Genomic DNA, 22,081 nt, shown 5'->3' on the forward strand with positions numbered 1-22,081 from the left:
CTTTTATGCTCAAGGCTTGCCGAGGCGAGCGGTGTCATCTTCAAACTCGCCGTTCAAGCGGCGATAGAGCGTTGCTCGCCACCGCTCGGGGAATTTCCGGGGCGGCGAGGAGACGGTGGCACACGGTCGACGCGGTTGCGTGACCTGGACTGTCAGATCGTTCAGTTCGAAGATGTCACCCAGATAAACCACCTGGTCAGGAAGACCTTCTAGCGTGAGATTTTCGAAGAAAGTGCCCTCCGGCAAATCGAATCCATCAGCCGCCCACTGAGCCATGAACTCGAATGGGTAGCAGCACATCGCCTTATTTGGCCCACCATGGACCTTCAAATTGCCCTGCGCGTCGCCGTCAAGGCCGTTTTCTGTGGCTATTACGCGACCCGCGTGTGGTGCTTTGGCCGCGCCGGTGCTGATTTCACGGTCGCTCCACTTTTGCGTCACTACCGGGCCTGTGCGGACTCGGCGCACTCGGCCGATGAGTTCTGGGAGTTGGTGGCTTGGTCGTTGGTGGCTTGGCTGGGTCTGCGGGCTCATGTTTTGAGTCTGTCACATGACTAGAAGCGATTTAGCCAGAAAAGGAGAATTTGTATGCGCCTTTTGGAAGTGCAGTAATGGCATCAAACCAACGTCCACGCGGTGTCGTTGAGCCTGCCAATGCCTTACGAATCATGCCCGCCGCCGAGCCGTCAAAGATCGCATCCCACGTCAGGTGGATGATGGCGTAGCCGAGGTTGATGAGTTGGTAGTCGCGACGTCGGTCATGCCACATGCTGGCTGTGCCCGCGTGGTGTTGGCCGGCGGCAGCGCGCGTTTCTGATTGCACTGTTGATTGCATTCTCGACTGCGCAGTTGATTGCGCGGGCTCGTACTTCATCCGCCCGTCGCACTCGATGATGATTCCGTGAGCCGGAAGCAGGAAATCCACACGCGCAACGAACACCCCGGCCTCATCTACTATTCGCGGTTGCTGCACAAATGACAGCTTTAGCTCCACGAGCAACGCCTTTGTCACCGACTCAAATGCACTTTCCGACCACGGCGATGCCACCATCAGCACCTCCAGCGCGCGGGGCCCACGCACTCGACCCCGTTGGTCGTGCACGTGGGGTAAGAAATCAGTACTGGAAATGGCCACGTGCCGCGGCGCTGCGAGCTGCGGAAACTCCTGTTCAATGTCCCAATTTGGTGGCTTAAAGCGCGGCGGCGCCTCCGGCCACGGCGGGGCTTGCTGAGGCTGCATTCCCGTCGAGCCAAGTGTTCCGACCGAGCCGCGCAGGGCGCCGTCGGCAAGCGCAATAGCTTCGGCAAAGCGTCGAAAGACCTCGGGTTTGCGGCGCGTGGCATCGTCGACGCGCGGCTGAGCAGCAGCGATATCAACCACGGTTCGCGCCAGAGTAGTGACCCGCGCGCCATCGATGGCGGTCGTGGCACTTGGGGGCAATGCTAAGTAATTCTGGTGAAATTGCAGGCCATGGTGTGTTTTAAGTGTCGACGACCCACTTTTTACACTGGAACTGAGCGTCAGCGTTTGCGGAATATCGAGCAGTGGCAGGCCATGTATCAGCGCTGCTGCGATTCCGGTTAATACGCGATCTGGGTGTGCCTGTGAAATGGCAATGCATTGAATCCGTGCCCGGATGAGTTCGGCCTTAATGGCAAGAATTCCTCGTGGAAAATCGCTGTTAGATGGCCATATTCGTGCATCCGTGTAAGTGCCCCGAAACAACTGAACAAGTTCACCGCGCTCGACCGCCCGACTGAGAATCCCTCGTGCTGTATTTCGGCTGATATGAGTCTGTTCTCGCAGGTGCACAATTCCGGAGGAATTGAAAATGAGCTCGCTCGTCTTCCGCATGGCGGACATTCTCATCGATGGTGCGGAAGCCCGCTGGCCAAAGACCGTTGTAAATCAACTTTCTGTGGATAGTTTTCGGACTGTGGATAACACATCAATTGAGCCAGACTGCAGATCCAAAAGTAACAGTTAAAGGCGTTTACAAGGGTCAAAATTACCTAGACTCGCATGTTTGGTGCCTTTTTTGCCCTAATCCAGGGAGCTGACCTGGGAGTTTCTAATTTGAAGCCCACCAAACATGCGAGTCTGCGTCAAAACACCCCTGTTAAATGGCGATAACCGTTGTTTTCGCTTTACGACGGATCCAAGTCCACCAACCTTGCCTCGAAAAGCCGAAACCCCGACCCGCAGTTAGTTAAAAACTGCCGGTCGGGGCTGGTTGGTGTGCTGTATGGCCTAAGCCGTATGAACTAGTGAACTAGCTAGCCGGGGTGAAAAGAGCCCTACTTCTTCAGGGACTCCGGAGCGTTGAAGCGCTCGCCGTGCTTCGCAGCCAACTCTTCGGCGCGCTCGACGAAGCCCGCGACACCGCGGCGCTCCGGGTGAGCTGCAGCCGGGTCGACGACAGTGGCGCCGTCGTAGTTCTTAATGAACTGGCGAGTGCCACCGGTCCAGGCCGGGTAGCCGATACCGAAGATGGAGCCGATGTTGCCGTCGGCGTCGTGAAGCAGAACGCCCTCGTCGACGCACTTCTGAGTCTCGATGGCCTCGATGAAGAGCATGCGGTCGACCAGCTCCTGCAGGTCGGTGTCCTCCGGAGCGATCGGGGTGATGTTCAGCTCCTCGCGCAGCTCGTTGAACAGGCCCGGCCACAGACCGGAGCGCTTGCCGTCGACGTACTCGTAGAAGCCCTTGCCCTCGAGCTTGCCCGGGCGCTCGAACTTGTGCAGCATGGCTTCGACCAGGGCCGGCACGCCGCCCTCGTCTAGGGTCTGACCTGCAGCTTCGGCGGCAGCGCGGGTCTCGCCAGCGATCTTCTCCATGAGCTTGAGGTTCAGCTCGTCGGCAAGCTGGAGCTGCGGTGCCGGGTAACCAGCCTGGCGGCCAGCGGCCTCGATGATGGCCGGGTCATAGCCCTCGGCAACCATGCGCAGAGCCTCGTTGATGACGGTGCCGATGACGCGGGAAGTGTAGAAACCGCGAGAGTCGGTGACGACAATCGGAATCTTGCGGATTGCAACAGCGAAGTCCAGCGAAGCGGCGAGGATTGCCGGGTCGGTGTTATCGCCGGAGATGATCTCAATCAGCTGCATCTTGTCCACCGGGGAGAAGAAGTGCAGACCGATGAAGTCCTTCTCACGCTTGACGTGGGAAGCCAGCTCGGTAATCGGCAGGGTGGAGGTGTTGGAGCCCAGGATGCAGGTCTCCGGAACTGCGGCCTCGATCTCGGCGTGAACCTTGTGCTTGAGGTCGGTGTTCTCGAAGACGGCCTCGATGACCAGGTCGACGTCGGACAGGTCATCGTAGGACTCGGTCGGCTTGATGCGGTTCAGCAGTGCTGCGGACTTCTCCTCAGTGGTGCGACCGCGCTTGAGAGCCTTGGCCTCCAGACCCTCGGAGTAGGCCTTGCCGCGCTCGGCGTTCTCCAGGGAAATGTCCTTCAGGACAACTTCCATGCCAGCCTTTGCACACACGTAGGCAATACCTGCGCCCATCATGCCGGCGCCGACAACGGCAACCTTCTTGAACTCGCGCTTCGGGTACGGGGTGCCGTCAGCCTGCAGCGGACGGGAGCCGCCGCCCTGAGCGTGGTTGAGGTCGAAGAAGAACGCCTGCATCATGTTCTTCGACTGGGTACCGGTGACCAGCTCGGTGAAGTAGCGGGACTCGATACGCAGTGCGGTGTCGATGTCGACCTGAGAGCCCTCGATGGCAGCCTGCATAGCAAGGCGCGGAGCCTTCATCGGGGAGCCCTTGAGCTGCTTGGTCAGGTTCGCCGGGAAGGACGGCAGGTTCATTGCGAACTTAGGAGTCTTCGGGTCGCCACCCGGGATGCGGAAGCCCTTCTCGTCCCACGGCTGTGCTGCCTTGGCATCTTCGCTGGTCAGCCATGCGCGAGCAGTGTCGATGAGCTGCTCCGGAGCAACAACCTCGTCAACGAGGCCAGCTGCGAGAGCCTTGCCCGGGTTCATCTGCGCGCCGGTCAGAATGACCTTCATCAGCGCGTCCTGAATGCCCAGCATGCGAACGACGCGGGAGACGCCGCCGCCACCCGGCAGCAGGCCGAGGGTGACCTCCGGCAGGCCAATCTTGGAACCGCGGGCATCGGCAGCAACGCGGTGGTTAGCAGCCAGTGCGACCTCGAGGCCGCCGCCCAGTGCCGCGCCGTTGATGGCAGCAACAATCGGCACCGGGAGCTTCTCCAGGCGACGCAGGGAGGCCTTCATGTCCTCGACCATGTTGAACATGTCAGCTGCATCGTCCTCAGTGGCCTTGGACATCTGCTTGATGTCGCCACCTGCGAAGAAGGTCTTCTTCGCAGAGGTGATGATGATGCCCTTGATGGAGGTCTCAGAGCCGTCGCCAATTTCGTTTTCCAGGCGCTCCACGGTGGCGCGGATGTCGTCCTGGAAGGTCTTGTTCATGGTGTTGACCGGCGCATTCGGGTCATCCATGGTGAGGGTGACGATTCCGGCGTCGTCCTGATCCCACCGGAACATGTTATCTGTGCTCATAAATCAGTCAGTCCTTTGTGGTTATCGCGGTGTGACCGCGGTAATTGTCGCTGTGAGTTTCGTTCCGGTTTGCTTTAGACGCGCTCGATGATGGTTGCAACACCCATGCCGCCAGCCACGCAGAGCGAGATGAGGGCGTAGCGGCCACCGGTGCGGTGCAGCTCGTCGATTGCGGCGCCGGTGATCATGGCACCGGTTGCACCCAGCGGGTGACCCATGGCCATTGCGCCACCGTTGATGTTGAGCTTGTCGTAGTCGATGCCCAGGTTCTGCTGAGCGTGCTTGACGACGGCGGCAAACGCCTCGTTGATTTCCCACACGTCGATATCGTCGACGGTCAGGTTTGCCTTGGCCAGTGCCTCGCGGACAGCCGGCTCGATGCCGGTCAGCATGATGGTCGGCTCGACACCATTGACTGCGGTGGCGACAACGCGTGCGCGTGGGGTGAGCCCCATGTCAGCGCCGGCCTTCTCAGAACCAACCAGGGTCAGTGCAGCGCCGTCGACGATGCCGGAGGAGTTACCTGCGTGGTGGACGTGGTTGATGCGCTCGAGCTGCGGGTACTTCTTCAGTGCAACTGCGTCGAAGCCGCCCTGCTCGCCCATCATGGTGAAGGCTGCGCGCAGGCCGGAGAGGGACTCTGCGGAGACGCCTTCGCGAATGGTTTCATCGCGGTCGAGGATGGTCAGACCGTTAGCGTCCTTGACTGGGACGACCGAGCGGTCGAAGCGACCCTCAGACCATGCCTTTGCAGCACGAGCGTGGGAGAGTGCTGCCATCTCGTCGAGGGACTCGCGGTCAAAGCCGTCGAGCGATGCAATCAGGTCAGCGGAGATGCCCTGCGGGACGAAGTCGGTCGCGAAAGAGACCTGTGCGTCCATTGCCATTGCGCCACCGTCGGACATCATTGGCACGCGGGACATGGACTCCACACCACCAGCGAGAACGAGCTCGTCCATGCCGGAGCGGACCTTCTGAGCAGCCAGGTTGATGGCGGAGAGGCCGGAAGCGCAGAAGCGGTTGATCTGGACACCGCCGGTGCGGTACGGCAGACCTGCGGTGAGTGCTGCGGTGCGGGCAATGTCCGCGCCCTGGTCGCCGACCGGGCTGACGCAGCCCACGATGAGGTCGCTGATGCGCTCTTCGTCCAGGTCAGGGAAACGATTGCGGATTTCGTCGATGAGGCCGACGAGAAGTGATACCGGGCGTACCTCGTGGAGGGAGCCGTCCTTCTTGCCCTTGCCGCGCGGGGTGCGAATTGCCTCGTAGATGAAGGCTTCGCCGCCCGGCTGAATGGTGGCGGAAGTCATGTGTTTTTACCTCACAGATTCGTCGTAAAGTGTCGTGCGTCACTCTATAACGAAAGGCGGATTGGCGGGGGTGATTTGAGGGGTGTTGTAGGGAAAAGAGGCCAACCACACCATTTCACCTGTGGTTATGGGAGAAACCGGGGGTAATTACATAAGTAGTTTTGGGGTGGTGCCGCGGAAACTTTTGCGCAGAGTCGCGGAGGCAGACCGGCAAAAGTCGAATTTCCGCAAACGCCCGCCCGCAAACGTCCGCCCGCAACCATCAAGCCGCCTCTCCATCATCCTCCGCGAACCCCAAGTTCCGATAGCGTTCGACAAAGGCCTGGATGCGCTGCAGCACCCGCGTCTTGACCTTCTCACGCTCATTACCTGGAGTAAACCGCGACATTGGCGGAAGAACTCGAACAATTCCGGTGCCAAGCGTGCTGACAATGCCGGTGGTCAGCGCCTCTTCAATGAAAGATTGCGCCGTCGGCATCCGCAGCTTCTCTTCGGTAATGATCGCATTGAGTTCTTCCGTGCGTTTGGTCCTGATGAATTCTTCCCACTGCTCGTCAACGGGCTGGGTCAGGCTCACGGTGTTGACGAATTCTTCGATCAGGTCGCGCTTGTTCCGCAGCGATGGGCTGGAGTTTGCAGCACGAGAAATCTGGGCACGAATTTCTTCTCTCTCGTCACTGCCGTGGGTTTCGCGGTATTGCTCGACGAGCATGAGAATGTAGTCGACATTGATTTCTACCTGCTTAATCAGCTCCATCTCGAAGACCACATCTTCGTTGATGGACTCCCGTTCCCCGTCGCTTTCAGTACGGAATTCCGCGAACAGGTCGAGGTAGATACTGCGGTAGTCCTGCTCCTGGCGAGGCGTCAGCAGCGCGTCATCAGCGAATTGGTCGAAGGAAGTCAGGATGTTTTGGACGCGCAGTATCGCGCCGAAGAGCTTGATGAACTCCTTCTTCGCCTTCTCACCAACAATGACCTTATCCAGCGGGTATTCCTGGAGCAGCTGATTCACCAGCTCGGCGTATTCCGCAAAGTACTCAGCGTAGGGCTTGAGCAGCACTACGCTTTGCGCATCGGTGTCGCCGAAGAGTCGCAGCGCCTCATTTGTGGCATCTTCGAGGTCCCGGAAGCAGACAATGTTGCCGTACGTCTTGACTGAGTTGAGGATTCGGTTGGTACGCGAGAACGCCTGAATCAATCCGTGGTACTTCAGGTTCTTGTCCACGAACAGGGTGTTCAAGGTAGTGGCATCGAATCCGGTGAGGAACATGTTGACCACGATGGTCATATCGACTTCCCTGTTCTTCATTCGCAGGGAGAGGTCTTTGTAGTAGTTCTGGAATTTCTCGGCTGAGGTGTCGTAGTTGGTCTTGAAATACCCGTTGTAGTCGGCAATCGCCGCTTCCAGGTAATCGCGCGCAACCTTGGGTAGCTGCTCGGGCTCCATGCCTTCTTCAAGGAGCAAGCCTGTCTCGTCGGCCACGGCAGTAGCTGCCGCAGCGTTTTTCTTTTCGCTTGACGACGGAATCGTCGGTGACTCATCCTTTTCGGCCTCATTTGGCGCGAATGAGTAAATCATGGCGATCTTCAGGCGCTCTGCTTCAGGCAGTGACGCTTGCGCTTCTTTGAAGAGGTTGTAGTAGGTGTAAGCAGCCTCAACAGAAGCAGTGGCGAAGATAGCGTTGAAGCCACGAACTCGTTGATTTTTCTTTATTTCCTTGATTCGACCGCGGTGTCGGGCCTTTGCTGAGGCGGATACGTTCTCGACAACGCGGTGTTCGTAGAAGGTTTCCCGCTTCGTTTTCTGCGCGAAGTGTTCGAGCGTGTAGTCGACGACGTTTTTCAGGCGAGGCTCCGCCAGGAGTGCGCCTTCAGTATCGATGCCTGTGACTTCCTTGTCTTTAACGTTTCCAACCGAGATGGTGTTGACGTAGTCGATCCGGAAGGGCAGGACATTTTTATCGGTGATGGCATTGACAATGGTGTAGGCGTGGAGTCGTTTGCCGAAAGCCTGCTCGGTGGTTTTGAGGTTGGCCTTGGTGCCACTGGTGGAGTTGTCGGCGAAGATGGGCGTTCCGGTGAAACCGAAGAGGTTGTACTTCTTGAATGCCTTAGTAATGGCAGTGTGCATGTCGCCAAATTGGGAGCGGTGGCATTCGTCGAAGATGATGACCACGTGCTTGCTGTAGACATCGTGGTGTTTGTTGCCTGCGATGAAGTTCGACAGCTTCTGAATTGTGGTGATGATGATGGCTGCATCGTCGTCTTCCAGCTGCTTCTTCAGCACGGCGGTCGAGGTGTTGGAGTTGGCAGCACCCTTTTGGAAGCGGTCATACTCACGCATGGTTTGGTAGTCGAGGTCCTTGCGGTCGACGACAAAGAGGACCTTATCTACATGCGAGAGTTTGCTAGCCAGCTGTGCGGCTTTGAATGAGGTGAGGGTTTTCCCCGAACCGGTCGTGTGCCAGATGTAGCCGCCGGCCTCCGTGGTGCCAAGGCGTTCACGATAGTTATTGGAAATCTCAATTCGTTGCAGAATTTTCTCAGCAGCGACGATTTGGTACGGGCGCATCACCAGTAGTTCTTCCGCAGCGGTGAAGACGCAGTACTTGGTCAGAATATTGAGAAGCGAGTGCTTGGACAGGAATGTCTTAGTGAAGCCAACAAGATCCCGGATGGGTTGGTTGTTTGCGTCAGCCCACCACGATGTGAATTCAAAGCTCTTAGCACCGCGCGCCGGGCGGCCTTTTCCTCCCGTTTCTTTGATGTGCAGTTCACGGGTGGTGTTGGAGTAGTACTTGGTCAGAGTGCCGTTACTGATGACAAACAGCTGCACATAATCGAACAAACCGTCACCAGACCAGAAAGAGTCGCGCTGGTAGCGCCTGATCTGGTTAAAGGCTTCACGCAGCTCTACGCCACGGCGCTTGAGTTCGATATGCACCATGGGAAGGCCATTGACCAGGATGGTGACGTCGTAACGATTAGAGTGTTTCGCACCGCCTTCGTCCTTTTCCACCTCGTACTGGTTAATGACCTGCAGTCGGTTGTTATGGATATTTGCTTTATCCAGCAGTCGGATGTTTTTGCTCGTGCCGTCGTCACGCGTAAGAACCTGAATGTGGTCTTCGTGGATGCGACGGGTCTTTTCCTTGATTCCGTCGTTGGCGCTGGTGATGCAGGTGCGATAGAACCGTTCCCATTCCGCGTCGCTGAAGGTGACGTGGTTGAGGGTTTCTAGTTGGCGGCGAAGGTTGGCAACGAGGTCTGCTTCGCTGTGGATAGGCAGGTAGTCGTAGGCCTGCGACTGGAGGATGTCGATGAGTTCCTGCTCCAGTTGCGCCTCGGTTTGGTAGTCCTCCGAGGTGCGCTCCTCGGCCTGGTACTCCGCGACGACGGTGCTCTGCTCACCGACAGCGATCGGGTCGTACTTGGTTACTCGTCGCTTGCCGACGCCGTCCTGGTTCATGCAAAGAGTCCTTCTTAATTTATGTGTGAGAGGTTCTTTAGCTGTCGAAAAATAATAATACTTCTGCGTGCTTACTTTAAGTTCAGAAGTAAATCAACGAGACTAGGAATTGCCGTACCGGTGGAGGTTCCAAGGCTGTCAAAGGAAATCTTCTTAACGTTGTTGGTGGCGTCAGTATGCATCTCTATGGGAAAAGAATCGGAGAGATGTTTTCCTGATTTGGTGTCGATTGCCTTGTGCTGTTTGAGTTTTTGGGAGAGCGTGGCGCGGGAGAGCTTTTTGTTACGAATGTCTTCATAGTGGGCTAGCAGCCAGACTTCGAAACATTCGTTTGAAACCACGAAGTTGCATGTGGTTGTTTTAGTGGATAACTCACGAGCTTGCTTAAACCCTCTTTGAAACTGTACGTTGCTTGAATCGTCCACATCGACCACGAAGAACACGAAATCATAAGGGGCGCCTGAACCTTGAGTGAAGTGGTTTTTGCTTTTTTGAACGATGCGGTCGGGGGAGTGTGGTTCAGTGAGGATTTGTACTCCGGGCAAGCGGTACAGCTTTCTTAGCCGTTGGAAATACTCTTTCTCTGTAACGGTTCCTTGCAGCACCAGAAGTAGCGACTTCTTCTCTTTTCGCGACCCGGGCTTGCCGCGACGGCGATTGCGTGTACTCATTATTGCCTCTACTTGTTTGGAGATAGATCCAGATATCTAGTACGCAAGGTATTGAGAATTGGGAGCAAAGCCTCGGCATTTGTGAGTGGTAGTGCGCCGTACTTTCCTTGTAGATAGCGTCTTTCTATATTGTGGGCTTCTCTGATGCGAAATTCATCGAGTGCAAAAAGTTCTGAGAAGGAGTTGTTTTTCTCTACGAACCAAACTTCACCCCTATTCAGTACTTCCACTGGATGACGACCCAACAGGGTTGTGTCATGAGTACTGAACAGCAATTGAGCTCCTAGAGGGTTTAGGCGCTCGTCGTCGAAGAGTGCGACCAGTTCGCGGACAAGAAGGGGGTGAAGTGATCCATCAATCTCATCTACTGCAAGAACGCCGCCTACCAGCAGGGCAAACAGCGCCGGTATAGCAAGGTCCATCCAAGTTCGAGTCCCTTGTGATTCTTCGCTCTCGGGAAGGCTAAATGAACGATCGTAACCTCGGTGTTCGAAAAGGATGTATCGAAGGTACTCGTTAATCTCGGACGATTTCAATTCATGAGAGATTTCATCGTCTCCGTCTGACTTTAGCTTGATGTGAATACTATGCAGGGCCTCTGGTGCGTGTTCCTCGATATCGATATCATTAATTCCCACATCTGCGACGGCAACTACTGCGCGTAGTGCGGCTAGCCAGTTGGGGTTTTCCTTGGCGAGCTGCACCAGCCAGCGGTGGCGATTATCTTGGTCTGCATCGCCACCGACGATGAGTGGCAGAACTCGACTCCACCAATCTAATGCCGATGAATAGTGTCCAGGAGTTTTGACTGTAGCCCAGGCTGAAAACACGAGCGTCCATGGCTGCATAAACTGCTCGATGTTTTCTCTCGCAGCCTGCGAAATTCCGGAGTTTGCTCCAAACTTCAGCTCACTTCGGTTTCGATCAAATACTTTTTGCCAGCGTAGTTTAGGGTTCGCTAAAAGGGTTTCAGCAACCACTCCAGCGTCGTCAAGCGTCAAGCTCCAACGAAATCGTACGTCATGCGAGGTGTAGTCGACTTCGAACGACGTCGATTTATCTTGCTGTAGGAGATGCGGGTTGCGGAGTATTTTCACCCATTCGTCATTTCTGAGCGATTGTGAAACTGCGTTTTTGAGGAGTCCTAGAGGCTTAAGTGCGTTCGATTTGCCCGAGGCATTGGCTCCAAAAATTGCAGCACGTCGCCAGGTTAACTCCCGCCATGATTCGCCTGCGCGAGGTCTCTGGGTGGTGAAGGCTCGTCGTTGTAGATCAAGCGTCGATGCACCCCCGAAGGAGCGGAAATTGTCTACAGTAAGCGCGAGTAGCATGCCGAAATTTTAACCCCTGCGGAGGGAATATGCACATTTTGTGCCAAAAGTGGGTGATATGCTCTCGGGGTTTCAATTCAGGTGCTGATAGGAGTGGAGGTTTTGTAATGCGCTGACTGTAGATATGCGCCTCGTTTATGCTAAGAGTTTCTTAAATTTGAGTAGTTGGTCTCGGTAGTACTCGTATTGTTTCCGGCGAGCTTTAATCTCGGCAGGCAGGCCGGAGGCGAGGTCGTTCACGAGTGCATCGAACTTGTCGAGAATATTCACGATGCGCTGCTGTTCTTCGAGGGGAGGGATGGGGATGGGGAAATTCTTAATAATTTTGGAGTTAAGGTCGGAACGCGCACCGCGTCCTAATGCCTTCAATTCTTCATAGTGAGCAGCTGTCCAGTAGAAAGCGAACTTAAAATTAACAGCTGTTTCGTCGAGTTCTATGTTGCAACAATGTTGATTAGTGGTTAGTGGGATTTTATTCACTGCACAACGGCCGGCGCTTGCTCCTGAAATTGCAACAATCAGACAATTTTCCGGAATCCAGTGCGCCCCTGTTTGTGCGACAGCTTGCTCGGTAATGAATTCGTTGGTTGAGTAAATCTCGTTGAAAACGACCTCTTGAGTTCGAAGCCAAGGTATCTTTCCACCTTGGTAAAAACCTCTGTTTGATTTTGCCGGAGTTGCGCCTGAGCTGACCCGCTGGGAAACCTCGCCTAATGTTGCCCACCGGACGCTCTCGCTCTCGGTAAACGTCAGCAGTTGGTCACGATAAAATTCATACTGCTTTTTCCTCACTTCCAGCTCCGCTTCCAGCTCCGCTTCCAGCGATTGGAAGGTGTCGAGGATTTTTACGATTTCTTGTTGGATTTCCAAAGGAGGGCATGGTGCCATCACTTTCGACATTGCTGCTGAAGAAATACGACGAACTTTTGTTCCAGTAATCCAGCGCTCGATTGATCGGTGGAAAAGTGAACTATTGAAAAAGTATGAAACAAACTTTGGATTCATACTGTGTCGAAAGACATAACCGTCGCCGCTTATAACAATTTCCTCAGTGCCGAGCCAAGCCGTGGCTTTGCCCAAATCTTCATCGTTTTCAGACGTGGTAGCGATGAACACATCGCCAGGTAACATCTTCCGCTTCTTAGCGGCGAAGTCATCGCTGACAAACGACTTAGTTTCCGTAGCCCAGATTCCGTAGTGGGTATAAATCTGGCCGTAGTGGATACAGCCGACACCGCTTTCGGTGAAGTCTTTCTTCTGGAGTCCGCCACCACGACTGAAAGTGCCAACCTCACCCAGCGGTTTGTACTCCACACCATTCGGGCAGAGTTCCTCGATGAGCTTTTCGATCTGGTTCACTTCTGCTCCTTCGGTGGTTGCTGAATCTGTTTCTGAACTGCAGTGATTTCCTTGAGATAATCCCGTTCCACGCCACTGGGTTGGGTATCCATCACAGTTTTGTACTTCTCGTATTCCTCATGGGCCTTCTGTACTGCTTGGCGGTGGGAAACCGTTCCTGCTCCCTCCAAGGACTTGCCGCCCATGGCCGCAATCATTGTGGTGAGGTGATCCATCCAGTCCGCCATATACGTTGGCTGGTGCATCTGCGCACGGAATTCTGCCGCATCGAAGTAGGCAGAAACCAAGGTATTCAGGTGTTTTAGCTCGTCTTCGGCAAGGTAGTTTTTGGCAATCTCCACCTCGGCCTTGGTGATGCGCTCGCCCTTCCAATTGGTCATCCCCATGTTTGGCTTTGTGGCGTCCGAACGTTCGAAAACCACCTCGGCTGCCGTGTGGCCGTGAGCACCAAAATGAAGCTTATTCTGGACTGTCGCAAAGAACTGCTTACTCACAGCGGCCCTCGGATCGTAATCCACGCTGGTGGCGTACAAATCTAAAACCTGGCGATGAATGACCTTCTCACTAGAGCGAATATCGCGGATGCGCTCCAGCAATTCACGCCAATACGTTCCGCCGCCGCCCTCTTTCAGCCGCTCATCGTCCATGGCGAAGCCCTTAATCAGATATTCGCGCAAGACGCCTAGTGCCCACTGTCGGAACTGAGTACCCCGCAAGGACTTCACTCGGTAGCCCACGGAGATAATCACGTCGAGGTTGTAGTGTTTGACCTGGTAGTTCTTTCCGTCGGCCGCAGTTGTTCGGAATTTCCGAACAACTGAATCCTCTTCGAGCTCGCCTTCCGCAAACACATTCCTAATGTGCTCGGAGATGTTCGCCTTCGACGACTGGAACAGCTCCACCATCTGGGCCTGAGTGAGCCACACGGTTTCGTCGACAAGCCGTACCTCAATGCGAGTAGCGCCGTCGTCCGTGCGGAACATCACCAGCTCGCCCGCAGACGCCATGCTCATGTCGCCGTTCGTGTCAGACATCGGTGCGGGTTCCCTCAAGATCTGCCACAATCTCATCGATTGCCTCGCGCAGCTGACGCTGGCGCTCCACGATGCCAACAATCTGCTTATTCAGCTCCACGATGTCGATGACCTCGCGGGTGTCCTCCGGCTCGACATAGGAGGAAACCGCGATGTTGTAGTCGTTTTCTGCAATCTCCTCAGCGGGCACCAGCTTGGTGAAATACTCCACATCCTCGCGGGCAGTGAAGGAATCCAGAATCTTCTTCTGATTCTTCTCATTTAGTCGGTTCTTGTTGCCACTTCGCTCAAACTCTGCGGAGGCATCGACGAAGAGAACCGAATTGTCCTTCTTCGACTTCTTCAACACGATGATGCAGGTCGCGATGGTAGTGCCGAAGAAAAGATCCGGCGGCAACTGGATAACCGTATCCACATAGTTGTTATCCACCAGGTACTTGCGAATTTTCTTCTCCGCGCCGCCGCGGTAAAGCACACCGGGGAACTCAACAATTGCGGCAGTGCCGTTCGTCGCAAGCCACGAGAGAATATGCATCGTAAAAGCCAAATCGGCCTTCGACTTCGGGGCCAGGACGCCTGCCGGTGCGTAGCGTGGATCGTTAATCAACAGAGGATTGTTATCGCCCTCCCACTTGATGGAGTAGGGCGGGTTGGACACAATCGCCTCAAACGGCTGGTTGTCCCAGTGCGCAGGTTCGGTGAGGGTATTGCCCAGCGCAATGTCGAAATTATCGAAGTTCACATCGTGCAGGAACATGTTAATGCGTGCCAAGTTATACGTGGTCAGGTTGATTTCCTGGCCGTAGTAGCCCTCGCGGACACCACCTTCGCCAAGCACCTTCTTGAATTTCAACAGCAGCGAACCGGAGCCGACAGCCGGGTCATACACCCTGTTCACGCTCTTCTTTCCCACCACGGTAATCCGGGTCAGCAGCTCAGAGACTTCCTGCGGCGTGTAGTACTCGCCTCCGGACTTGCCTGCCTGAGAGGCATACATGCCCATCAAGTACTCGTAGGCATCACCAAATAGGTCGATGGAGTTGTCATCGGCTTTAACGGTGAGCGGCATATTGCCGATATGCCGCATTAGCTCGAAGATCTTGTCGTTGCGCTCGATGACCGAGTTGCCAAGCTTGCTGCTGTCCAGGTTGATGTCGTCGAAAAGCCCTTTAAGATCGCTTTCGCTAGCGGTGCCCTGCGCGGACGCCTCGATATTCTTGAACACCTGCTGCAGTCGTTCATTGAGGTTCTCGCGGTAATGTTCGTCCGTCGCCTGCTTGCAGACGTTGGTAAACAACTCAGAGGGCAAAATGAAGTAGCCCTTTTCCTCGACGATGCTGGCCCGGCCCCACTCGGCATCCTCGTCAGAAAGGGAAGCGTAGTCCGCGTCCTCATTGCCAGCTGCGCGTTCGCCGTCATCGATGTACTCGGAGAGCTTCTCCGAGATAAAGCGGTAGAACATCATGCCGAGCACATAAGACTTAAAGTCCCAACCATCCACGCTGCCACGCAAGTCGTTGGCGATGTTCCAAATAGTCCTGTGCAGCTGTGCCCGGTCTGCGTCACTCATAGTGAAAATCCCCGCTCAATCAGTAAAAATGCTTGAGTTTCCAGTCTAGTGGCAGACGATACGAAGTCAGGGGAGAACGTGATGAGCAAAGCTGGGCGGGGGTAGGGGAGAAGGGAGCGCCGTCAAGCGTCAAGCTCGGTGCCCACCTTGTAATTCAGCCCAACCCCCTACCGCTTCCGCAGCACCAGCACGAGGTTCGACACCGCGAACTCCCGCAGCCCCGGCACGTGGACCATCCACCAGGCCCACCACGGGTGGTAGCGCGGAAACGCGGCCAGCAGCTCGCAGTCACCAGCTTCCGCCGCAGCGCGAGCCCACTTCAACCCTTCACCGCAACCGACCTTGAACAGGGACTCGCCAAAGTAGTTCTTCGGCCGCTTGCCATGCTTCTTCTCATACATGCGCCGCGCGCGGTCGCCACCCAGGTAATGCGTCATCCCCATCTCGTGGCCACCGAACGGGCCGTACCAAATGGTGTACGAGTAAACGACCAGCCCGCCCGGCTTGGTTACGCGTAGCATTTCCTCGCCCATCGTCCACGGCTCGGGCACGTGCTCGGCGACGTTCGACGAGTAGGTCAGGTCAAACGCGTCATCGCGAAATGGCAGCTCCAGTCCCGATCCGCGTACCGACGACTCCAGCTTGATCCCCGCCGCCGCCATCTCGCCCACATCGGGTTCGCAGGTGTAATATTCCACGCCACGCTGGGCAAACGCTCGGCCAAAGTACCCAGGGCCGCCGCCGACATCAAGGATGCGCTTGCCGCGCAGAGAGGTGTCCGCCGAACCCGCCGCACCATCAGCCCCAGCTGCGATGCCTTCGAGCAAGCCGATGGTGTCCTCGGCCAGGTGTCCGTAGAAGATATCGGGATCGGTTTGCTCGTATTTGAAGTCGTTGAGCAGCCCGAATGAGCGCGACAGCGTGGCGAAGCTGCGCAGCTCTTTCAGAGCAGGTGGGACGATAAAAGCGGGAAAGCGAAAGCTGGTCACGTCAATCAATCTAATGGACTGGGTGGGGTGGTGAGCGCGGATTTTGAGCTAAAGCGACAACGAAATCCTCGTCGAGCGTTAGGCTCGTATTGTTATGAAAATCTTACTGTTGTGTTGGCGCGACACTGGCCACCCCGAAGGTGGAGGCAGTGAGCGCTATTTGGAACGCGTCGCGGGGTACCTTGCCAACCAAGGCCACACCGTGGTGTTCCGCACGGCCAGCTACCCAGGCGCACCGGCACTATCGCGTCGCGACGGCGTGACTTTCTCCCGCGCCGGTGGAGATTTTTCCGTCTACGTGCGTGCCTGGGCAGCGATGTTGGGTGCACGTTTTGGTCTCGGGCCAATTGCCAAGGCGCTCGGCGGCAAGCCCGATGTCGTTGTCGATACTCAAAATGGCGTCCCCTTTTTCGCCCGGGTTTTCTCCGGCGCGCCGACGGTACTGCTGACACATCACTGCCACCGTGAGCAGTGGCCAGTGGCGGGCCCGATTATCAGCAAGTTGGGTTGGTTCATCGAGTCGCGGTTGTCGCCGATGATTCACCGTCGCTGCCGCTACATCACCGTTTCCGAGCCGAGTGCCGCGGAATTGGAAGAACTCGGGGTGTCGCCGGGACGTATCGCGGTAATCCGCAATGGTGTGGACCCGATTCCGGAGGAGGTGCAGTCGACCGAAATTGTCGCTGACCTGTCCGAATGCGACGGTCCAGCACCCCACCTGGTGACGCTGTCGCGGTTGGTCCCGCACAAGCAGATTGAACACGCCATCGATGTGCTTGCAGATCTTGTGCAGGATCGACCTGGTGCGGTGCTTGACGTCATTGGCTCGGGTTGGTGGCACGACAATCTCGTGGAATATGCTCGTGATAAGGGTGTTTCCGACCATGTCATTTTTCATGGGCAGGTCACCGAGGTGGATAAGCACCGCATCCTCTCTGGCGCGTGCCTGCACTTAATGCCATCCCGCAAGGAGGGCTGGGGACTCGCCGTCATCGAATCGGCGCAACACGGCGTGCCAACGGTCGGTTACCGCTCCTCGGCGGGCCTGCGCGACTCAGTCAACGACGGTGAAACTGGCCTCCTGGCCAGCGATGAAGCTGACCTGATCGCCAAGACGCGGCAGATTCTCGATGACGGTGAACTACATCGCGCAATGTCCAAGGCCTGCGTAGCTCGCGCCGAGGAGTTTGGTTGGGATAAAACTGGCGAGGCAGTCCTGGAAGTCCTGGAAAACCCAACACTGGACAAGCTGCTACCTGCGACGAGGCAGTAGCGCTTCCCTTGCTCCAGTCATCAGTGCCGCAAGTAGTCCAGCCAGCAGGCACAGTGTCCAGATTCCAAAGGCCGCCCACGCAGCCACATAGGAACCCTGGCTCGGTCGCGTGGTCGGTTCGATAACGCCCGGGACATGGTAAAGCTCCAGGTCAGGGCTGACATACACCGGGTTCAAAGCTGCCACAATCTCAGCGGAATCACCGAAGTTACCGGGCGAATTCTCCACCAGAACCCAGCCAACGCCCTGATCGCGAAGACTCTGGAGTGCAGACTCACGCTCCTCCTGTGTCTTCGCACCACCGAGCAGTGTGCGCTCAACTGTTGTGGCTCCCTCACCGGATACCGCCTGCCCAGAGACGATTAACTCACCCGAGTTCACCACCGGAGCAGGCAGAATCTTCGTAGCCGGGTCGAGGACAGGACGCCCATTGATGATGCGATAAGAACCGGCGGGCAGCACCGCAACGTGATCGTCGTCAAGCGCGACGACACCGGAGACCGCAGACCAGCCCTCCCACGACGGAATGGGGCGTAGCGGAGCGACATCGGCGGGCAGCGTCGGAACAGCCGCGATGATAATGAGTGCACTGACACCAGTCGCCAGCCATTGACCGACATCGGCGGTGGCACTGCGCGCGCGGCGTGCCAGGTACTCCGCACCACTGGCGGCGAGGATGACATAGGCGGGGATGGCGAGCGCAATCCACTTCTGCGCATCGCGAAGTAGACCCGCTCCCGGAATATGCTCCAGCGCCCAGCCCATCGCCAGAATGCCCGGCGTCGTCGCGGCCAGAGCCACCAGCACGATGGCGGCGGCACCAGTGATAATCAGGCCCCGCCAGCGCTCCTGCGAATGCCAGACGCGACGGAATCCGAGACCCATCAGCGCCAAGAGCGGAAGCACCATGATGGCCGAAAAACCAACCTCGCGAGTCAGCGGCACAGCCTGCTTATTCCAGATGCCACCCAGCCCCAACAGACTGCCGAGCGTGCCGACGTGAGCCTCTGCTCTGGCCGCAAATGCGGCAGCGCCAGCCACATCGGAGGACCCAGCCGCACTCGGATTCAGTAAAGATGCGACCAACCACGGGGAACTGACCGCTACGGTTGTGGCCGCAATCCATGCGCGATTGCGGTTATCGCGAGCGGCGATAAATCCGGTGATACCAGCTAAGAGAGCGCCGGTCGGCGTGAGTCCCGCGGCAGCAATGGCACTGGTGCGCCACAGAGCACTGCCCATCTGCGTTGCCAGAACAACTGCTGGAAGTAGCAATACAGCGATGACCAGTGACCACTGCCCTTGGAGAAGTCGTTCGACCACGAACGGGTTCCAGAGCAGCATGGTCGGTGCGATCAGCTGGCTGACCAAGCTCGGGGTCATGCGAACAAGGCCGGAGCCGGGTGCGGCACCGGCGCCAGCACCAGTACCAGCGCTGCCGAACGTGAGCCTGCGGGCGAGTTCAGCAGCCGCAAGACCGCCGATCAAACAGGTGCCAACCAGGGCGAAGCGCACCCAGTGGCTGACATCCACAAAATAACCCAATGCCCACAGGGCAGTGTCCTGCGGAACCGCTCGTGCCGCAGCGGGGCCGAGGCCCAGGGCTGCGTCGGTAAGCGGTGGGTGATTGGGGATAACCATGTCGCGCAGCAGAAACATCGGTGCCCCAAAGTGACTGTCAGCTGGCACCTTGTGAGGGACAAAGAGCGGCCAGCACACGGCAGCCGTCAGCACAAGAATCCACGACAACACAAAAACCCAGGCGACTCGCTCCGAATGAGAGCGAGCCGACTGGGTCAAAGTAGTGCGGAAACGTTGTGTCACGTGCCCTATATTAAATTATTTTTAGATTCCCTCAGTGAAACGCCATGCGAGGTGCAACTCCAGGGTATAAGCGAGTGCCTGAGGAATCCGAGGCACATCGGATTTTGATGGCTTAGGCAGACTTGCTGCGAATACGGAAGCCAATCACGATGAGGACCAGGCCGAGGATACCGAGAATCCACGGTGCGACCGTGCCACCAATGGTCAGCGACTTACGTGCTTCCTTAGCACGGTCCATCTGGCGACCCTGGGAGCCCTCGTCCCACTGCGCGGTGTACTTCATCGCAGTACGGTTCTGCTCCTTGGCCTCCTTCTCGCGGCCAGACTGGGAAGCAATCTCCTCAGCTTCCTTATCGTCCTTGGCGTAGTACATGAACATCTCTTCAGTACCGTTGACAATCACACCGGAGGTCGGCTCGACGCGAACGGTACGGACGTTGGTGTAGTAACGATCCATCTCGACGTCGTCGTCACCCTCCAGGCCCCACTTGTGAGCCGGGAAGCTCAGGCGCATGGAAGCCAGCGAGGACTTGTCGGCCTCGGTGAGCTTGCGGCCATCGCGGGTGAAGTGCTCGGTCAGGGACTCGTAGAGGTTCTGCGGCGGAATGGTCATGGAGTACTTGTAGACCTTGACACCATCCTGAGTTTCCTCACCGACGAAGTCGATCTCGAAGTTACGCATCGCCTGCACGTCGAAGTACGGGTAGGACTTCTTCTCAGCGCCGAACGGGAACTGGTACTGAATGCCCGGACGGGTGAACGTCGGCGGCTTGGAGTCCGAACCACCCTGCGGTGCGTTAATAGCAACGCTGGAAATCGGGTCATCTACCGGGTACGCAGTGCTGCGGTCGACAGTGATGCGGTCCAGGGTTGCATTGATGAGGTTCTTCGGCTCTTCGCGGTCATCGCGCAGCAGAGTGGTGCCGACCTGGAGGGTCGCAATCTTGTCATCAGACGGCTCCTCAATCTCCACATGGCGCTTCGACTGCATCGGAGTCTGGTCATTGATGAAGCAGTGAATCGGAAGCTCTCGCTTCTCTTCGTCCGACTCTGCCTTACAGCGCGGGTCATTCTTGCGGTTTGGAGTTGGCTCGTTCTTGCCCAGCTGGCCGGAGTCCAACAGAGTGCCGTCGCGCACCTCCGTGACGGTATCGCTCACAGTGTCAAGCGGAATGACCCGGAGGCGAGGCACCAGGAAGGTCGGCAGAAGGACGGCAATGACAATCAATGCAGCACCGATAATGATCAGTGCATGTCCGAGAGTTCTCTTCATCAGCGGATAGTCCTTTAACTGTACGTAACTTTCTGCAGCAAAACCTAGCAGGAAGTTAGGAATCGCGTGGTGCGTTTTCTAAAAATAGCTTGTCGGGAAAACAAAATAAATTTAGAAAACCTGCCTGAACAGGAATTATTTCATAATAGAATACAAGTGATTTTACCCATTTCGGTATCCGTGTAAGAAAGTACTATGACGTCCAAGGCATCTGAGACAGCCCTCAACGCTATGCCAAACGCGAGGCAGAACTCTACGCTTGGCACTGGGGCGCCCCAGGCCACCACCTTCCGCCCGGGCTTCCTGCCCTCGCTGGAAGGCTTGCGTGCAGTGGCGTCGATGGGCATCATCGGCACACACGTCGCATTCCAGACCGGGCATGATGTGGGGGCGTTGTGGGAGCGCATTCTCGGCCGCTTCGACTTCTTCGTGGCCGTCTTCTTCGTACTGTCCGGATTCTTGTTGTGGCGTTCTCACCGCTCGGGCTACGGCGGAATTCCCCGTCGTAAAGCACCGGCAGACACCGACGGCGGGCGGAAGAAGAGCTGGGCGAAGTACTACAAGAAACGCATCGCGCGAATCATGCCCGCGTACTGGGTACTTGTGCTTATTGTGCTCATCGCGCTGCCGGTGGGCAGCGGGGCGGATCTGAAGGTGTGGCTGACAAACCTGACGCTGACGCAGGTGTACTTCTCCGACTCCTTGCACGGTGGACTAACGCACCTGTGGTCGTTGTCGGTGGAAGTGGCGTTCTACATTTCGCTGCCGCTGTTCGCCATTGGGCTGAGCCGGCTGGATCCACACCGCCAGCAGGGGCATCGCATAGCGGCAATTTCCCTGCTGGCACTCCTGAGTTTCGGCTGGCCCTACCTGCCGCTGCCGTACCCGGAAGGCGTAAACCCGCATATTCAGCCAATTGCGTACTTCTCCTGGTTCGCCGTGGGCATGATTCTCGCCGAACTGGAATCACTCCAGGGCGTCGACACCGATGCCGCCCGCGCGAAGGTAGAAACCATGCAGCGCTGGGCGCGTCGTCGCCCGTTGTGGCTGGTCATCGCCATCGCTGCGCTGGTGCTGGCTTCCTACCTCGGCCCCGAAGGGCTAGTCGAGCTCACCAACTGGGAATTCACCCGTCGCCTGCTGTGCGGTCTGGTCTTCGGCGCCGCCATCATCGGCCCCTGGACGCTGGCGCCGGAATCGCGCTTCCTCGAACACCCCGTCATGCAGGCGCTGGGGCGCTGGTCCTACGGCATCTTCCTCTGGCACGTGGCGATGCTCTCTATCGCATTCCCGCTGCTGGGAGTGAAGCTATTTACCGGCCATCTGCTCAGCGTCACTATTGTCACGGTCGCGCTGTCGATTCCGGTTGCCGCCGCCTCCTACGCGCTCGTCGAGGAACCCGCGCGCCGCTTCTTCGCACGCAACTGGGTCAACCGCTAACGGCT

At 56.9% G+C, this 22,081-nt stretch carries 15 protein-coding genes; 2 read left to right on the forward strand and 13 right to left on the reverse strand.

The window, feature by feature from the left end; all coding sequences use genetic code 11:
- Positions 1 to 9 precede the first annotated feature (9 nt).
- From Q0U90_RS01815 to Q0U90_RS01865, 11 genes are all read right to left on the reverse strand, one after another.
- Positions 10 to 534, reverse strand: a complete 525-nt coding sequence (locus Q0U90_RS01815) for an MOSC domain-containing protein (RefSeq protein WP_297450813.1) — start codon at positions 532 to 534, stop codon at positions 10 to 12.
- A 31-nt stretch (positions 535 to 565) separates the two neighbouring features.
- A complete protein-coding gene (locus Q0U90_RS01820; RefSeq protein ID WP_297450816.1) occupies positions 566 to 1,381 on the reverse strand; it encodes a hypothetical protein in 816 nt (271 codons plus the stop codon).
- Between the two features lie 917 nt (positions 1,382 to 2,298).
- Positions 2,299 to 4,530: a 3-hydroxyacyl-CoA dehydrogenase NAD-binding domain-containing protein gene (locus tag Q0U90_RS01825; protein WP_297450820.1), complete on the reverse strand. Its 2,232-nt coding sequence runs from the start codon at positions 4,528 to 4,530 to the stop codon at positions 2,299 to 2,301.
- A 74-nt stretch (positions 4,531 to 4,604) separates the two neighbouring features.
- On the reverse strand, positions 4,605 to 5,840 hold the full coding sequence (locus tag Q0U90_RS01830) for an acetyl-CoA C-acetyltransferase (protein WP_048760224.1): 1,236 nt from the start codon (positions 5,838 to 5,840) through the stop codon (positions 4,605 to 4,607).
- Positions 5,841 to 6,102: 262 nt separating this feature from the next.
- Positions 6,103 to 9,312, reverse strand: a complete 3,210-nt coding sequence (locus tag Q0U90_RS01835) for a type I restriction endonuclease subunit R (protein WP_297450826.1) — start codon at positions 9,310 to 9,312, stop codon at positions 6,103 to 6,105.
- A gap of 71 nt (positions 9,313 to 9,383) precedes the next feature.
- Positions 9,384 to 9,983 (reverse strand): RloB family protein, encoded by a 600-nt coding sequence (locus Q0U90_RS01840; RefSeq protein WP_297450829.1) that lies wholly within the window; start codon positions 9,981 to 9,983, stop codon positions 9,384 to 9,386.
- Positions 9,984 to 9,991: 8 nt separating this feature from the next.
- Complete coding sequence (locus tag Q0U90_RS01845; protein ID WP_297450832.1) at positions 9,992 to 11,314, reverse strand: ATP-binding protein; 1,323 nt, start codon at positions 11,312 to 11,314, stop codon at positions 9,992 to 9,994.
- Positions 11,315 to 11,449: 135 nt separating this feature from the next.
- A complete protein-coding gene (locus Q0U90_RS01850; RefSeq protein WP_297450835.1) occupies positions 11,450 to 12,673 on the reverse strand; it encodes a restriction endonuclease subunit S in 1,224 nt (407 codons plus the stop codon).
- The gene (locus tag Q0U90_RS01855; RefSeq protein ID WP_297450837.1) at positions 12,670 to 13,707 is read right to left on the reverse strand and encodes a virulence RhuM family protein; all 1,038 of its coding nucleotides are present in this window, start codon (positions 13,705 to 13,707) and stop codon (positions 12,670 to 12,672) included. The genes Q0U90_RS01850 and Q0U90_RS01855 overlap by 4 nt, the downstream gene beginning before the upstream one ends.
- Positions 13,700 to 15,277, reverse strand: a complete 1,578-nt coding sequence (locus tag Q0U90_RS01860; protein WP_297450840.1) for a type I restriction-modification system subunit M — start codon at positions 15,275 to 15,277, stop codon at positions 13,700 to 13,702. Before Q0U90_RS01860 ends, Q0U90_RS01855 begins: the two co-directional genes overlap by 8 nt.
- 167 nt (positions 15,278 to 15,444) lie before the next feature.
- Positions 15,445 to 16,266 carry a class I SAM-dependent methyltransferase gene (locus Q0U90_RS01865; RefSeq protein ID WP_297450843.1) on the reverse strand — a complete coding sequence of 274 codons (822 nt, stop codon included), beginning with the start codon at positions 16,264 to 16,266 and terminating at the stop codon, positions 15,445 to 15,447.
- 94 nt (positions 16,267 to 16,360) lie between these two features.
- Between Q0U90_RS01865 and Q0U90_RS01870 the strand changes: the two genes are divergently transcribed.
- Positions 16,361 to 17,539, forward strand: coding sequence for a glycosyltransferase family 4 protein (locus Q0U90_RS01870; RefSeq protein WP_297450847.1), 1,179 nt, complete (start codon positions 16,361 to 16,363; stop codon positions 17,537 to 17,539).
- Here Q0U90_RS01870 and Q0U90_RS01875 read toward each other — a convergent pair.
- The gene (locus tag Q0U90_RS01875; RefSeq protein WP_297450850.1) at positions 17,519 to 19,363 is read right to left on the reverse strand and encodes a hypothetical protein; all 1,845 of its coding nucleotides are present in this window, start codon (positions 19,361 to 19,363) and stop codon (positions 17,519 to 17,521) included. The genes Q0U90_RS01870 and Q0U90_RS01875 overlap by 21 nt on opposite strands.
- Before the next feature lie 112 nt (positions 19,364 to 19,475).
- The gene (locus tag Q0U90_RS01880; RefSeq protein WP_297450853.1) at positions 19,476 to 20,636 is read right to left on the reverse strand and encodes a DUF3068 domain-containing protein; all 1,161 of its coding nucleotides are present in this window, start codon (positions 20,634 to 20,636) and stop codon (positions 19,476 to 19,478) included.
- Positions 20,637 to 20,831: 195 nt separating this feature from the next.
- On the opposite strand from Q0U90_RS01880, the gene Q0U90_RS01885 reads away from it, so the two are divergent.
- Positions 20,832 to 22,076 carry an acyltransferase gene (locus tag Q0U90_RS01885; protein ID WP_297450856.1) on the forward strand — a complete coding sequence of 415 codons (1,245 nt, stop codon included), beginning with the start codon at positions 20,832 to 20,834 and terminating at the stop codon, positions 22,074 to 22,076.
- The last annotated feature ends 5 nt before the right edge of the window (positions 22,077 to 22,081 follow it).

Source organism: uncultured Corynebacterium sp. (assembly GCF_946998835.1).
GTDB lineage: Bacteria > Actinomycetota > Actinomycetes > Mycobacteriales > Mycobacteriaceae > Corynebacterium.